This window comes from Pseudarthrobacter humi (assembly GCF_024294965.1).
GTDB lineage: Bacteria > Actinomycetota > Actinomycetes > Actinomycetales > Micrococcaceae > Arthrobacter > Arthrobacter humi.
Window position 1 is genome coordinate 163,442 of sequence record NZ_JANCLV010000001.1, and the last position, 15,321, is coordinate 178,762.

Annotated in this window: 12 protein-coding genes; 7 read left to right on the forward strand and 5 right to left on the reverse strand. The window is 67.3% G+C overall.

Going from position 1 to position 15,321, the window contains the following annotated elements:
• Nucleotides 1-15: 15 nt before the first annotated feature.
• Entirely contained in the window at nucleotides 16-1,692 is a 1,677-nt protein-coding gene (locus NFC73_RS00835) for an AMP-binding protein (protein ID WP_254746885.1), read from the forward strand.
• A 97-nt stretch (nucleotides 1,693-1,789) separates the two neighbouring features.
• On the opposite strand, the gene NFC73_RS00840 is transcribed toward NFC73_RS00835, so the two are convergent.
• The gene (locus NFC73_RS00840; protein WP_254746887.1) at nucleotides 1,790-2,212 is read right to left on the reverse strand and encodes an ester cyclase; all 423 of its coding nucleotides are present in this window, start codon (nucleotides 2,210-2,212) and stop codon (nucleotides 1,790-1,792) included.
• Nucleotides 2,213-2,407: 195 nt separating this feature from the next.
• On the opposite strand from NFC73_RS00840, the gene NFC73_RS00845 reads away from it, so the two are divergent.
• On the forward strand, nucleotides 2,408-4,090 hold the full coding sequence (locus NFC73_RS00845; protein WP_254746888.1) for a LuxR C-terminal-related transcriptional regulator: 1,683 nt from the start codon (nucleotides 2,408-2,410) through the stop codon (nucleotides 4,088-4,090).
• On the opposite strand, the gene NFC73_RS00850 is transcribed toward NFC73_RS00845, so the two are convergent.
• The 3 genes from NFC73_RS00850 to NFC73_RS00860 form a co-directional block, all read right to left on the reverse strand.
• Nucleotides 4,083-4,886, reverse strand: coding sequence for an ABC transporter permease (locus tag NFC73_RS00850; protein ID WP_254746889.1), 804 nt, complete (start codon nucleotides 4,884-4,886; stop codon nucleotides 4,083-4,085). The genes NFC73_RS00845 and NFC73_RS00850 overlap by 8 nt on opposite strands.
• Nucleotides 4,886-5,854: an ABC transporter ATP-binding protein gene (locus NFC73_RS00855; protein ID WP_254746890.1), complete on the reverse strand. Its 969-nt coding sequence runs from the start codon at nucleotides 5,852-5,854 to the stop codon at nucleotides 4,886-4,888. The genes NFC73_RS00850 and NFC73_RS00855 overlap by 1 nt, the downstream gene beginning before the upstream one ends.
• Nucleotides 5,855-5,950: 96 nt before the next feature.
• On the reverse strand, nucleotides 5,951-6,922 hold the full coding sequence (locus NFC73_RS00860; protein WP_254746891.1) for a DNA-3-methyladenine glycosylase family protein: 972 nt from the start codon (nucleotides 6,920-6,922) through the stop codon (nucleotides 5,951-5,953).
• A 131-nt stretch (nucleotides 6,923-7,053) separates the two neighbouring features.
• Here NFC73_RS00860 and NFC73_RS00865 point away from each other — a divergent pair, with 131 nt between their 5' ends.
• From NFC73_RS00865 to NFC73_RS00885, 5 genes are all read left to right on the forward strand, one after another.
• On the forward strand, nucleotides 7,054-7,446 hold the full coding sequence (locus NFC73_RS00865) for a VOC family protein (RefSeq protein WP_254746892.1): 393 nt from the start codon (nucleotides 7,054-7,056) through the stop codon (nucleotides 7,444-7,446).
• A 43-nt stretch (nucleotides 7,447-7,489) separates the two neighbouring features.
• Nucleotides 7,490-8,875, forward strand: a complete 1,386-nt coding sequence (locus tag NFC73_RS00870; RefSeq protein ID WP_254746893.1) for a cystathionine beta-synthase — start codon at nucleotides 7,490-7,492, stop codon at nucleotides 8,873-8,875.
• A 13-nt stretch (nucleotides 8,876-8,888) separates the two neighbouring features.
• Nucleotides 8,889-10,052: a cystathionine gamma-synthase gene (locus NFC73_RS00875; protein WP_254746894.1), complete on the forward strand. Its 1,164-nt coding sequence runs from the start codon at nucleotides 8,889-8,891 to the stop codon at nucleotides 10,050-10,052.
• A gap of 97 nt (nucleotides 10,053-10,149) precedes the next feature.
• On the forward strand, nucleotides 10,150-10,638 hold the full coding sequence (locus tag NFC73_RS00880; RefSeq protein WP_254746895.1) for a winged helix-turn-helix transcriptional regulator: 489 nt from the start codon (nucleotides 10,150-10,152) through the stop codon (nucleotides 10,636-10,638).
• Complete coding sequence (locus NFC73_RS00885) at nucleotides 10,635-11,954, forward strand: MFS transporter (protein WP_254746896.1); 1,320 nt, start codon at nucleotides 10,635-10,637, stop codon at nucleotides 11,952-11,954. The genes NFC73_RS00880 and NFC73_RS00885 overlap by 4 nt, the downstream gene beginning before the upstream one ends.
• Before the next feature lie 72 nt (nucleotides 11,955-12,026).
• Here NFC73_RS00885 and NFC73_RS00890 read toward each other — a convergent pair whose 3' ends face one another.
• Nucleotides 12,027-15,239 (reverse strand): glycoside hydrolase family 2 TIM barrel-domain containing protein, encoded by a 3,213-nt coding sequence (locus NFC73_RS00890; protein WP_254746898.1) that lies wholly within the window; start codon nucleotides 15,237-15,239, stop codon nucleotides 12,027-12,029.
• Between the last annotated feature and the right edge of the window lie 82 nt (nucleotides 15,240-15,321).

Genomic DNA, 15,321 nt, shown 5'->3' on the forward strand with positions numbered 1-15,321 from the left:
GCATGCGCGCTTACCATGCGCGCTTACACAGCCGGGGACACTGACGTCCCGCTCCTCGAGGAAACCATCGGCCAGAACTTTGAACGGATGGTGGCCCGGTTCCCCTTCCACGACGCACTGATCGAGGCCGCGCCGATGCCGGGCGCTGACGCCCGCCGCTGGAGCTACACGAAAATGAACGACGACGTCGATCGCCTCGCGCGTGCACTGCTCGCCTCGGGGGTGGCCAAGGGGGACCGGGTGGGCATCTGGAGCCCGAACTGCGCTGAGTGGACGCTGCTGCAGTACGCCACGGCCAAAGCCGGCGCCATCCTGGTCAACGTGAACCCGGCCTACCGGAGCCACGAGCTGGAGTTTGTGGTGAAGCAGAACGGCATGCGGATGCTGGTGGCGGCACCGTCGGACCGGAACAGCGACTACGTGGGGATGGCGCGCCAGGCGCTCGCCGGCTGCCCGGACCTCCGGGAACTGGTGTTCCTGCCGGATTACGCCATGGACGGGCTCGACGCCGGCGACCCCCAAAGTGACGGGGAGCTGACGTACGCCGAGCTGCTCAAGCGGGCAGACGCCGTAGGCCATTCCTCCCTGTTGGCCCGCATGGCGGAACTGGACCCGAACGATCCCATCAACCTGCAGTACACCTCGGGGACCACGGGCTTCCCCAAGGGCGCAACGCTGACGCACCACAACATCCTGAACAACGGCTACTCCATCGGTGAGCTGCTGGGCTACACCGAGCACGACCGCGTGGTGATTCCGGTGCCGTTCTACCACTGCTTCGGGATGGTGATCGGCAACCTGGCAGCCCTCAGCCACGGTGCGGCCACCATCATCCCCGGGCGCGGCTTCACGCCGGCGGCCGCGCTGGAGGCGGTCCAGGACTTCGGCGGGACATCGCTGTACGGCGTGCCCACCATGTTCATCGCCGAGCTGGCGCTGCCGGACTTTTCCTCCTACGACCTGGCCACGCTCCGCACCGGCGTCATGGCGGGATCGGTGTGCCCCATCGATGTGATGAACCGGGTGATCGCGGAGATGCACATGGTGGATGTGGCCATTTGCTACGGCATGACCGAGACCTCCCCGGTGTCCACCATGACCCGGAACGGTGACACGCTGCAGCATCGCACCGAGACCGTGGGCCGCACCATGCCGAGGCTGGAAAACCAGATCGTGGACCCTGGCACCGGCGAGGTGCTGGAGCGCGGCGAGATCGGCGAGCTGTGCACCCGGGGCTATGCCGTCATGGCCGGGTACTGGGACCAGCCGGAGAAGACCGCGGAGGCCATCGACGCCGATCGCTGGATGCACACCGGCGACCTCGCCCGGATGGACGACGAGGGCTACGTGGTCATCGAAGGCCGCATCAAGGACCTGGTGATCCGCGGCGGCGAAAACATCTACCCGCGTGAGATCGAGGAGTTCCTGTACAGCCACCCGTCCATCCAGGATGTGCAGGTGATCGGGGTGCCCGATGCCAAGTACGGCGAGGAACTCATGGCCTGCATCATCCTCACGCCCGGCGCGGAACCGCTGGACGCGGCCGCCGTCGCCGACTTCTGCCGCGGGAAGCTGGCCCACTACAAGATCCCGCGCTACGTGGATGTCCGCGAAAGTTTCCCCATGACCGTTTCCGGGAAGATCCGCAAAGTGGAGATGCGCGAGGAAGCCGTGGCCCGGCTGGGCCTCTGACGCGCGGCGTCCCACAATCGGGGCCGCAAGTGTCCGTTCGCGTTGTCTGAGCCCCCTCGTTGAGCGCGAACGGACAGTTAAGCCCCCGCTCCGCGGCTCAGGTTGCCGGGGTCACCCCAAGCTGCGCCATGATGCCGGCTACATCGTAGTAGCGGCGTTCCTCCGTGACTTCCCCGTCAGCATTGAACGTCGAGAAGACAGCCGCGTGATTGATGAAGGATTTTCCGGTGGCGGCAATTTCGCCATCGGGCGATGCCAGCGGTCCCTGATGCGTCCCGCGCAGGGTGTACTCGGCTGCGAACGTCTCGCCGTCCTGGAACAGGGGCCCCACGGTGAGACTTACGTCCGGGAAGGCCCGCAGGAGTTCCACCATGTCCTGCTCAACGGCATCCCGCCCCTTCAACGGCTGCGGGTAGAGCGGGTCGTGGACAACCGCGTCCGCGGCATAGGTTGCGGCAAAGGCCTTCGCATCATGAGAGTTCATGGCGTCTACTGACTTGGCAATTGCGTCTGCACTCATCGTTTGCTCCTTTATCGGTCCTGTTGTCCGTTATTCGGGACAACTTCAGACTGCCCGGCTCCAAGGCCGGGCGGATGGGTCAACTGACCCATTTTGTGGCCGATGCCGTCGGAGCCCACCAGTCGGATCCGGGGGCGGCCCGCGCGCGTAGTTCCGTCCCTAGAGAACGGCAGGGTCAAGTGCTCTAATTGAATCGTGGCGCTGGAGGAAGTGACAGCGAGAGGCTACGCGGCACTGGAAGCGGGGCGGTGGGCGGATGCGCGCGCCGCGTTTGAGGAGGTCCTCTCGGGCACCGGATCGCCGGGCGCGCTCGCGGGCTTGGGCGATGCCCTCTTTTTTCTCGGCGACCTTGGTGAAAGCGTCCGCTGCCGTGAGCGGGCCTACGCTGCCAGCCGCCGTGCCGGCAATGTCCCGGAAGCCATCGATTCCGCTGTATGGCTGTGCCTGGTCTACGGGATGTCCCTCGGCAACGAGGCTGCGGCGCGGGGCTGGCTTGCCCGGGCGGAGAGCATGGCCGGGCCCGACGACGGACTGTCCCGGGCTTGGGTTGCTTACTGTGCGGCGCTGCTGGCGACGGATGCCCATCACTGTCGCGACCTGATCGAGCGCGCGCTGGCCATGTCGCATGAATTGGGCGACCCCGACCTGGCAGTCTGCGCGCTAGCGGAGCGCGGGGTGGTCCTGGTCAAGGGTGGGGAGGTCCAGGCCGGGCTTCGCTGTGTGGACGAGGCCATGGCCAGCGCCCTGGGTGGCGATGGAACGACGTTCTACACAGTGGTCATGGCGAGTTGCTCGATGCTGACGGTCTGCGACCTGCTCAGCGACCTCGGGCGGGCTACCCAGTGGTCGCTGGCGGCAGATGACTACATGAGTGCCTACGGCTGTCCATACCTTTACGCTCAGTGCCGCATGGTCCACGGGCGCGTGCTCCTGCTGACGGGTCATTGGGCCGAAGCCGAGGACGAGCTGCGGCATGCGGCGGCGAGTACAAAGGACGTGTTCCCCGGCATGTACCACAGGGCCGTCGCGAGCCTCGCCGAGCTCCGGGTGCGCCAAGGACACTTCGACGAGGCCAAGGCCTTGATCGAGAGGATCGGCGCTCCGGTCGAGACCAGCCTGGTGGCGGCAGGACTGGCCCTCGGAAGCAACGAACCGGCCGCGGCCGTGGCCCTGGCAGAGCGCTGGCTCCGTTCGGAAATTGAGGGCACCGGTGACGTCGTTCCTCCGCTGCACGCCTGCGGGCACCGGACCTCCCTGGAGACGGCGGGCGCACGCAGCCTGCTGGTGGAGGCACAGTTGGCAGCAGGCAATCCTGCCGCTGCTGCAGTGGTCGCCGAGCACCTTGGCGACCTTGACGCCAGCGCCGGAGGAATACGCCTGGTCTCCGCGCATGCCGCCCTGGCCAGGGGCCGGGTTGCTGCCGCCGAGGGCCGGCTGGAACCTGCCACGGGTTACTTTGAAGACGCCCTCAAATGGTTCGGCCACCTGGAACTTCCGCTGGAAGCCGCTCGCACGCGACTGGAACTTGCGCGTCTTTTAGCCCAAGGCCAGCCCACGCTCGCCATCTCCGAAGCCCGCGCCGCACTGTCAGCGCTGGACAAGCTGGGGGCGTCCCATGATGCCGATACGGCAGCGGCACTGTTGCGATCGTGGGGCGCCGGGGGCCGGTCCGTTCCCCGCGAGGCAGGCATTCTCACCCGGCGAGAGCATGAAATCCTGGGGCTGCTGGTGGAGGGCTATTCAAATCCTGAAATTGCGGTGCAGCTGTTCATCAGCCACAAAACGGTGGCCCACCACGTAAGCAGCGTGCTGGAGAAGCTCGGCCTTCGCAACCGTGCTGAAGCCGCCGCTTACGCCGCCCGCCGGGGCCCTAATTGATGTTGCGGTTGATGGCCCGCACGCCCACTACAAGCCCGACGGCGGCCGTCACCGATGCGGCGAGGAGGCCCAGGAGCGTGTCGGTCCCGACGCTGCCGGCAAACAGTTCCCGTTCGGCGTTGACCAGGTAGGTCAGGGGGTTGAAGAGGCTGGCGGTCTTCATCCAGTCCGGCCCGGCCTCGATGGGCAGCATGATGCCGGACAGGATCATCAGCGGGAAGAGGAGCGTCTGCTGCACACCCCAGAAGATCCACTCCTTGTTCTGCGATACCAGGGCCAGCGAGTAGGAGAGGGCGCCGAGCCCGATTCCGAAGATCCCCAGGATGACCAGGCCGAACAGCACGTGCAGCGGGTGGAACACAAAGCCGAACGGGATGCAGACCAGGGCGATCAGCAGGCCCTGCGCCACCAGCGGCGCCCATTCCTTCAGGGCCCGGCCGATCATCAGCGATGAGCGGGAGAGCGGCGTGGCCAGGATCCGCTCGTACGAACCCGTCATCAGCTCGTACTGCAGGTTGGAACCGGTCATGGACGTGCCGAACAGGGCAATCATGACCACGACGCCGGGCAGGAACCACTGCAGCGTGGACTGGCCGCCGAACGCCGGTGCGCCAACGGCCGCCCCGAGCAGGGGTCCGAAAAGGCCCAGGAACACGAGCGGCTGGAGCAGCGAGAAGACCAGCGAAAACGGGTCACGCAGCGGCAGCAGCATCTCGCGCCAAAAGACGAATTTGGTGTCATGCAGGATCTGGACCAGTCCCGGCTTTTCCAGGACGTCGGTGCTTTGCACAGCCATCAGCGGTTTGCTCCTTCCCGCAGATTGCGGCCTGTCAGCTCCAGGAACACGTCGTCCAGGGTGGGCGGTTTCAGCTCCAGGGACTGGGCGGGAGCGCCGGCGTCGTTCATTTCTTGCAGCAGCGCCGGCGCCAGCCGGGCGCCTTCGGTGAGCCGGAGGCGGAAGCGGACCACGCCGTCGTACGAGTTTTCGTTGACTTCACCGCCCGCGGCGGCCCGGCCCAGCAGCCCGCGCACGCCCGCGGCGGACTCCGCCGCCACCTCGACGGCGAGCAGGTCGCCGGCGAGGTTGGCCTTCAGCCGGGCGGCTGTGTCATCGGCGATGATCTGCCCGTGGTCGATCACGATCACTCGCTCGGACATCAGATCGGCCTCGTCCATGTAATGCGTGGTCAGGACGATGGTGGTGCCGTGCTCGGCGCGCATCCGCATGATGTGCTCCCAGAGGTTGGCCCGGTTCTGCGGGTCCATGCCGGTGGACGGTTCATCGAGGAACAGCAGCCGCGGGGAGTGCATCAACCCGAGGGCCACGTCCATCCGCCGCCGCTGCCCGCCGGACAGTTTGATGACGGTGCGTTTGGCGAGGTCGGCCAGGTCCAGGGATTTCAGCAGCTCGTGTGCCCGGGCGGCGGCATCCGTGGAGTTCATACCGTAGAAGCGGCCCTGCATGATCAGTTCGTCGATGACCCGGAAGCTGTGGCCGCCGCCGTTGCCCTGGCCGATGTAGCCGATCCGGGCGCGTACGCCGGCCGGGTCCGCTGCGACGTCCACACCCGCGACGGTGGCCGTGCCGGACGTGGGCCGGAGCAGCGTGGTGAGCATGCGGAGGGTGGTGGATTTGCCCGCACCGTTCGGGCCAAGGAACGCCACAAGCTCGCCCGGGGCAACATCGATGTCGACCCCCTTGACGGCTTCTACCGTTTCCTTCTTGACGGTGAATGTCTTGGTTAGCTTGTCAGTGTGGATCATGGCTGACTCCCAGAGAATTCGGAATTCCGGGGCTCTGGTGCGGGCTCCATGGCGCCACGCTATACCCATCCGCGGCCCGAGTCCACGGCGGAACCGTCAGTGCCGGCGGTGGTCCTGGATGGTCATGCGCGGTCCGAACGTGGGTTTGCGGAAGCCGCTCAGGCCGATCATCCGGACCACCCGCTGCCGGTGCCCTGTCCACGGCTCAAGCAAGGCCAGCATGCCGGCGTCGTCCGTCCGGCGGCCGGTGAGCGCGGCGCCCACATAGGCGGCGAGGTGGTAGTCGCCCACTGCGATGGAGTCCGGGCAGCCGTGCGTGCGCTGCACCACTTCGGCCGCGGTCCACACCCCGATGCCGGGAATCACCTGCAGCTTTGCCGCCGCCTCCGCGGACGGAAGGCCGGCCAGCCGTTCAAGCGCGACGGCGGATCGCAGCGCCCGCATAACGGTCGCCGAACGCTGGGGTCCTACGCCGGCCTGGTGCCATTCCCACGAGGGGATGCGCAGCCACTGCTCAGGGGTGGGCTGGAGGCGGAGCCCGTCCGGCGCGGCGCTTCCGGCCGCCGGAGCCGGCGAGCCGAACCGGTACATCAGGTACCGGTAGCCGCGGCGGGCCTCAATAACGGTGACCTTCTGCTCGAGGATGGTGGGCACGAGGCAATCAACCACCCGCCCGGTGGAGGGCAGTCGGACAGCCAGGTTCCGGCGTCGGGCGTCCCGGACCATCCGGGGGAGGGTGGCGTGGAAGGCGGGCTCGTCAAACGCCGACCAGTCGTCCCCGGCGCCCAGGAGCCGGGGCACCCCGGCGAGCCCGGCGGCGGAACCGGGACCCCAGGCCTGGGCGTCAACGGCCCCATCCGCAGCAGTGGTGAGGCGCAGCGTGACCGGGCCGTCCGGCGTCGTAAACGCCGTCCATAACCCGTCAGACCCGAACGAAAACGACGGATCTCCGGTACCCCGCAGGAGCGTTCCCAGCGTCTGGTGCAGGCTGTACGGGCCGTCCGGATGCCACCGCAGGGACGCATCCGCGGCGGCTGCAAGCCGGGCCGGAGCGTCAAGGATGGTCATGTATTCATCGTCCCACGATGGGCTGACAACGCAGCTTCCGGAGCCCCTTACAGTCCGAAGATGCCAGGACTAGACTCCATCGTGTGGCGCGGGGCGTCCGCGACTTTCCCTCGCATTCAAAGGAGCATGCTGTGGCTGGAGTTGTGCATTTCGAGATCCCCGCCGATGACAAGGAACGCGCCAACACGTTCTACCAGAGCGCGTTCGGCTGGACCCTGACCCCCATGCAGGAGATGGACTACACGATCGCCATCACCACGCCGTCGGACGAACAGACAGGCATGCCGAGTGCGCCCGGGGCCATCAACGGGGCACTGACCCCGCGCACGGACAACCTCAAGACGCCCGTCATCACCATCGATGTGGAGGACGTCGACGCCGCGCTGGCGCAGGTCGAATCCGCCGGCGGCACCATCACCCAGGCAAAGGACGCCGTTCCCGGCATGGGCTATTACGCCTATTTCAAGGACACCGAAGGCAACACCCTGGGCCTCTGGCACACAGATTCCTCGGCAGGGAGCTGAGCCACGGGCAGGACCCGTGGCGGCAGGCGGTAACTTTGTACCTATGAAGTACGCGCAGTCCGTCCTGGACCTCATCGGAAACACGCCGCTCATCAAACTCAACCACGTGACGGAAGGCGTTAAAGCCACAGTCCTGGTCAAACTGGAGTACATCAATCCCGGCGGTTCCATCAAGGACCGCATCGCGGTGAAAATGATCGAAGAGGCCGAACGGACCGGCAAACTCCTGCCCGGCGGGACCATCGTTGAGCCGACGTCGGGCAACACCGGCGTAGGTCTGGCGCTCGTGGCCCAGCAAAAAGGCTACAAATGCATCTTCGTTGTGCCGGACAAGGTGGGTGAGGACAAGCGCGCCGTGCTTCAGGCTTACGGCGCCGAAGTGGTGGTCACCCCCACGTCCGTGGCCCCGGACAGCCCGCAGAGCTACTACAGCGTCTCGGACCGCCTGGTCACGGAAATTCCGGGCGCCTACAAGCCGGACCAGTTCTCCAACCCGGCCGCCCCCGGCAGCCACTACGAGACCACGGGGCCGGAAATCTGGCGGGACACGGACGGCACGGTGACGCACTGCGTGATCGGCGCCGGCACCGGCGGCACCATCACCGGCACCGGCCGCTTCCTCAAGGAGATCTCGGCGGACCGTCCGGAGGCCGACGGCGGCCGGGTCAGGATCATCGGGGCGGATCCCGAAGGCTCGGTCTACTCCGGCGGCACCGGGCGCCCGTACTTCGTCGAGGGCGTGGGCGAGGACATGTGGCCGGCGAACTACGACAAGTCCGTCCCGGACGCCGTCATCGCCGTCACCGACGCCGATTCCTTCGCCATGACGCGGCGGCTGGCCCGCGAGGAAGGGCTGCTGGTGGGCGGCTCGTCCGGCATGGCGGTGGTGGCTGCGCTGCAGGTCGCCCGCGACCTCCCGGAAAGCGCCGTGGTGGTGGTCATTCTCCCGGACTCCGGCCGCGGCTACCTCGCCAAGATCTTCAACGACCAGTGGATGCGTTCCTATGGCTTCCTCTCCGGCGGCGAGGAGACGTCAGTGGGCGAGGTCATCAAGTCCAAGACCGGCGAGCTGCCGGACCTGGTCCACATCCACCCCAACGAGACCGTCCGCGACGTCATCAACATCATGAACGAGTTCGGCGTCAGCCACATCCCGGTCCTCTCGCAGGAACCGCCGGTGGTGATGGGCGAGGTCCTCGGCGCCGTGGATGAGCGCAGCCTGACCTCCAAGCTGTTCCGCGGCGAGGCCAAGCTGACGGACAAGATCTCAGAGCACATGGGCCCCCGCCTGCCGGTCATCGGTTCGCTGGAAACCATCTCCGCAGCCCGCGAGCTGCTCTCCGACGTGGACACCGTGATGGTGACATTCGTCGGCGCACCCGTGGGAATCCTCACCCGCCACGATCTCCTCGCCTACCTCAGCAACTAGCTAAAGGAACTCCATGTCTGTTTCTGAAAACCAGGGTTTCAACACGCGCGCAGTCCACGCCGGCCAGGCCTTCGAGCCCCGCACCGGCGCCGTGGTCCCGCCGGTGCACTTCAGCTCCACGTACGCCCAGGACGGTATCGGCGGGCTCCGCGACGGCTACGAATACGGCCGCGGCACCAACCCCACCCGTGATGCCCTCCAGGAGCAGCTCGCTGCGCTCGAAGGCGGAAGCCACGCGTACTCCTTCAGCTCCGGCCTCGCGGCGGAGGACTCCCTGATCCGGGCGCTGACCCGGCCCGGCGACCACATTGTGCTCGGCAACGACGCCTACGGCGGCACGTACCGGCTGATCAACCGCGTGCTCGGCGATTGGGGGATCGGCAACACGCCTGTGGACATGGCTGACCTGGACACGGTGCGCAAAGCCGTGGCCGCGAACAAGACCCGCTTCGTCTGGGTGGAAACCCCCTCCAACCCGCTGATGAAGATCACCGACATCGAGGCGCTTGCCGCGATAGCGCACGACGCCGGGGCCCTCCTCGTGGTGGACAACACCTTCGCGTCGCCCTACCTGCAGACCCCGCTTGCCCTGGGTGCCGACGTCGTGGTCCACTCCACCACCAAGTACATCGGCGGACACTCCGATGTGGTGGGCGGCGCCGTTGTGGTCAACGACGCGGAGCTCGCCGAGAAGATCGGCTTTGTGCAGTTCGCGGTGGGTGCGGTGTCCGGGCCGATGGACGCGTTCCTGACCACCCGCGGCCTGAAGACCCTCGGCGTGCGCATGGACCGGCACAGCGACAACGGCCAGACCGTGGCCGAATGGCTGCTTGAGCGCCCCGAGGTGGAGGCCGTCCTGTACCCGGGCCTGCCCTCCCACCCCGGCCACGCGCTGGCGAAGAAGCAGATGAAGAAGTTCGGCGGCATGGTGTCCGTCCAGTTCAAGGGCGGCGAGGCGGCGGCCCGCACGGTCGCGGAAAACACGTCGGTGTTCACCCTGGCGGAATCACTGGGAGGCATCGAATCGCTGATGAACTACCCCTCGGAGATGACCCACGCCTCGGTCAAGGGTACGGAACTGGCGGTTCCCGTCAACCTGATCCGGCTCTCCTGCGGCATCGAGGACGTGGAAGACCTCATCGCGGACCTCGAGCGCGCATTCACGTTCCTCAAGTAGCAGCGCGCCTCAGGTAGCAGCGCGCCTCAGGTAGCACCGCGCTCGCCAATCAAAAGGCACCCTGGCTTTCTTCAAGAAAGTTAGCTAGGGTGCCTTTATGGTTCTCCGCTCCGACTGGTCCCAGCGCAGCTGCAGCATGGCACGAGGTCTCGACATTTTGGGTGACCCCTGGAGCATGCTGGTGCTCCGCGAAGTCTTTTTCGGCAACGGGCGCTTCGACGCCATGAAGTCCCGGCTCGCCGTCGCGGACTCGGTGCTCACCAGGCGCCTGGCGGGCCTGGTGGAGTCGGGGCTCCTCGAGAAGAAGGCGTACGACGACGGCGGCCGCCCCCGCCAGGAGTACGTCCTGACCCCGAAGGGTGAGGACGCCCTCCCGGTCCTGAACGCCGTGGTCATGTGGGCGGAAAAGCATCTCCCGGCGCCGTCTGACCAGGCCCATATGTACGTCATCCACTCCGGATGCGGCCAGCGGACCAGCTCCGCGGACACCTGCACCGGCTGCGGGGAACGGCTCACGGCAGCCAACACGAGCTGGCACAGCCTCACCCGGACGGACGCGCCGGTGCAGCTGGCCACCGCCGCATGAGCGGCACCGAAACCACCCGCCGCCTGCATCCCGCGTGGATCGTCGCGGCCGTCGCCTTCCTGGCCCTGGTGGGAGCCGCCGGATTCCGGGCCGCCCCGGGTGTCCTCATGGTGCCGCTGCAGCAGGAGTTCGGCTGGTCCACCACCGTGCTGTCCGCAGCCGTCAGCATCAACCTGGTGCTGTTTGGCCTGACCGCCCCGTTCGCCGCGGCCCTGATGGAACGGTTCGGGATCCGGGCCGTCACCGCCACCGCCCTGGTGATGATCGGCGCCGGCAGTGCGCTCACGGTCCTGGTCACCGAGTCCTGGCAGATCCTCCTGACGTGGGGCCTGCTGATCGGGCTGGGCACAGGTTCCATGGCCCTCGTCTTCGCCGCCACCATCGCCAACACCTGGTTCTCCAAGAGCCGGGGCCTGGTGATCGGCATCCTGACCGCCGGCAGCGCCGCGGGCCAGCTGGTGTTCCTGCCGTTCATTGCCATGCTGGCCCAGGATCCGGGCTGGCGGCAGGCCTCGCTGCTGATCGCCGCCGGCGCGCTGGCGGTGGTGCCGCTGGTGCTGAAGTTCCTCAAAAACTCACCGGCCGACGTCGGCGCCTTGCCTTACGGTGACACGGCACCTGAGGAGGGGGCGGCTGAGGCTGCCGCTGCCACAGCGGAGCCCGCGGACAGCGAGCGGAGCAGCAACGCCGCCGTGCGCGCCCTCCAAGTGCTCAGGCGTGCCAGCAAGGTGCGGACATTCTGGGCGCTGGTGGCCGGTTTTGCGATCTGCGGGGCCACCACGAACGGCCTGATCGGCACCCACTTCATCCCGTCCGCCCACGACCACGGCATGCCCGAAACCACCGCGGCCGGCCTGCTCGCCGTCGTCGGGGTCTTCGACATCCTGGGGACCATCGCGTCCGGCTGGCTGACCGACCGGTACAACCCCAAAATCCTGCTGGCCGTCTACTACCAGTTCCGGGGGATCGGCCTGCTGGTGCTGCCGCTGCTCCTGAGCGCCACCGTCCAGCCGAGCATGATCGTTTTTGTGGTGATCTACGGCCTGGACTGGGTGGCGACGGTGCCGCCCACCGCGGCAATCTGCCGGAAAACGTTCGGCGCGGACGGCAGCGTGGTGTTCGGCTGGGTGTTCGCGGCCCACCAGCTGGGCGCGGCGGCCGCTGCCCTCGGTGCCGGCGCCATCCGGGACGCCACCGGCCAGTACACCTACGCCTGGTTCGGCGCGGCCGCCATGTGCACCATCGCCGCCGTGATCAGCGCGACGATCCGCAAGGACGCAGGCCAGAAAGAGCCGGTCCCGGTCGGAGCTGCGTAGCCCCGGTCCGGAACGCAGACCCAACTAGGTCGCAGCAGATGTCGTTATGAGCCCTCAATACGACATCTGCTGTTACCTAGTTGGGAATTTGTCCGAGCTCCTGGACGCTACCCCGGCGGTCCCGATGCGCAGCGTCAGCGTGCGGGCCTCCGGACGAAGCGCGAAGTCCGGCCAGACATCCGGGCCGCAGGCCCGTGAACCCAAACCATGCTGGGCGGCGTCCAGGTAGAGGTAGCTGTGCTCACTCCGGGGCAACTCGTGGGGATGGGCCGCGGCGCTGACCTCCTGTGCGGTGTGACGGGCCAAGGTGAAACCGGGCCGGCGTCCGCGGGCATCGGCCACGGTCTCGATCCTCAGCCAGGGCGCGCCCGCGTTGTTCAGCTCGAGCGAACGTACGGCACTGCGGTGCCCGCTCTCCTGGGGCTTCGCGTACGGCACCGTGAGCTCGTCGATGGCTGCCGAATACCGCCCGATCAGCGCCGCGTGCATGCTGTCCGGATATGATTCGCGGGGCCCGGCACCGAACCAGGACGCGCCGTCCACGGTGCCGGGCAGATCGAACCGGACCCCGATACGCGGCCAGATAATGCCCCAACCGGCACTGGGAACGATGTCCAGGCGCAGCCACAGCTCCCCATCCGCCAGCTGCCACTGCTCTTCGACCGTCACGGAGTCAGCGCTGTCCGCAGGCGCGTACCGTGTCCGGACCGCCACGCCTGAATCGTTCGCCGCGACCTTTTCCACGCGGGCCGTCAGCCGATCCAAGCCGGCATTGCGCCACACCTCGGCCAACGGCGGGGCGGGCACGCCGTTTCCGCTGTCCAGCCAGGGGTCGGCGAGATCGTAACTGCCGTGGCCCGCTCCGCCGTCGTTATCCGTCGGTGCGCGCCAGAGCTCCAAGCGGGGACCGGCCACCGGCAGTCCGCCCAGCGACACGAGCCGGCCGTCCTCGAAGACCGCCTGTCCGAGGCTTAGTCTTCCGGTTCCCAGGGATCCGGCACCCGCAGACTCGGCCCCCAGGGAGCCGGTCCGGCCGACTGAAGCCAGCGGGCGCGGCCCCGGAACCGGTGCCGCAGGCCCCGAGAGATACAGCTGGGCGGCTGACATCACATGCCCGGCCGGAGCCCAGTCCGTGTCCTTGCGGAGCACGGCTTCAACGGTGAGCCAGTGTTCTCCTTCACCTGAGACAGCCAACGCCGGCAGCTCCAGGGTCACTGATTCTCCGGCCGCCAGAGCCTTGCCCGATGCGTCGGCCACTGCCAGTTCGCCCGAGTCACTGCGGATGCCGTCCACTTCGGTCCGCCACTGGAGCACAACGTCGGAGGCGTCCGCCGTGTGCCGCAGATTGGCGACCGTGATGAACCGCGGCGTACCGCCGTCGGACGCTGTTCCATCGGGCACCCCGGTGCCGAAGCGCAGACGGATCGGCGCGACGATCTGCTTGTATTCGAACAGCCCCGGACTCGGCGTCGAATCGGAGAGGACCATTCCGTCCATCACGAAGTTGCCATCGTGGATGACCTCGTTGAAATCGCCGCCGTAGGCGAAGAATTCGGTGCCGTCCTCCGCGCGTGTGCGGATGCCGTGGTCCCGCCATTCCCAGACGAAGCCGCCGTGCAGCCGCGGGAAGCGGTCAACGAGGTCCTCATATTGGTCGATGGCGCCGGGGCCGTTGCCCATCGCGTGAACGTACTCGCACAGGATGAAGGGCTTGGTCCGTTGCCGTGCCGACTCGGCGGCGGAACAGCCGAGCAAGAGGGAGCCGGAGTCGTTGCGTCCGATCGCCTCGGTCTCGGGGACGGAGGAGTACATCCGCGAATAGACGTCCGTGTAGGCGCCGCTGTAATCGCCCTCATAGTGGACGGGGCGTCCCGTGTCGCGGGCATGGGCCCACGCGGCCATTGCGGCGAGGTTGGCGCCCGTGCCGGCCTCGTTGCCGAGGGACCACATCACGATGGAGGGGTGGTTTTTGTCGCGCTCGATGGTGCGCTCGATGCGGTCCACGAAGGCTTCGCGCCAGGCGGGATCGTCGCTGGGATTGCCGGCCCACTGCTGGGCATGGAAGCCATGGGTTTCGAGGTCGCACTCAAGCACTACCCAGAACCCCATTTCATCGGCCAGGTCCAGAAGCCGTGGATGCGGGGGATAGTGGCTGGTGCGGATCGCATTGACGTTGAACTGCTTCATAAGGGCCAGATCGGCGCGGGCAGACTCTTCGTCAAAGACGCGGCCCCGGTCGGGATGGGTCTCGTGCCGGTTCATGCCGTGGAACACCACACGCCGGCCGTTGACCAGGAAGCGGTCGCCCACGATGTCCACCGTGCGGAAACCCAGGCGGAGGGAGAGCGTTTCGGCAGCGCTGCTTACCGTTGCGTCGTACAGCCGCGGGACCTCGGCAGACCACGGTTCGACGGCGGCGATCATCACCGAGGCAACGTCTGCCGCGGAGTTCCACGTGACGTCCACGCCCAGCTCCGGAACGGATAGCGTCACCGGGAAGGCGTCACCGTTCGCGGTGATTTCAGGATCAATGGTGCCGGCGCCGGTATCACGAGTCCCAGGATCACGGGGGCCGCTGAACGAGGTGCGCAGCCAGACGTCGTCGATGCCGCCCGCCGGCCGTGCCTGGAGCGTCACGTCGCGGAAGATGCCAGGCAGCCACCACTGGTCCTGGTCTTCGAGGTAGCTCGACGCCGACCACTGGTGCACTCGGACCGCCACCACATTCGTCCCCGGGCGCACCGCGTCCGTGACATCGAACTCCTGGGCCAGCCGGCTCCCGACGCCGACGCCGATAGGCACCCCGTTGACCCATACCTTGTACCGCGACTCGACGCCGTCGAACCTCAGCAGGATCCGTTCGGCTTCGGTCCATGACTCCGGGAGTTCGAACGTGCGCCGGTAGTCGCCGGTGGGATTCTCGTCCGGGACGTTGGGTGCATCGGTGGGGAAGGGAAAGCGGACATTCGTGTAGATGGGCCGCCCATAGCGGCCGTCGCCTTCCAGCACCCAGTGGGCCGGGACGGCGATTTCGTCCCAGGACGAGTCATCGAAGGCTTCCTCGGCGACGCCCTCGGGAGCCTCGCCGGCGGGCAGGACACCGCGGCCCCCCGGGGTTCCGGGCGCGCCGGGCAGGTGCCGGAAGCGCCAGTTGCCGTTGAGTGACTGGGTGGGAGCCGACGTGTGCAGCCAGGACCGGGCGGCTGTCCGCCTGCCCGAACCCGGTCCGCGGTCCGTGATGTAGGAAACCTCGGCGGTGCGCGCGGATGCTGTGGGTTGGGACATTTCTTGACTGCTCCTTCTGTAAGCCCGCCGCGCCAGAAGCGCTGCAGGACCACCATGGCAAGACTGTGAGGTCCGACACGTC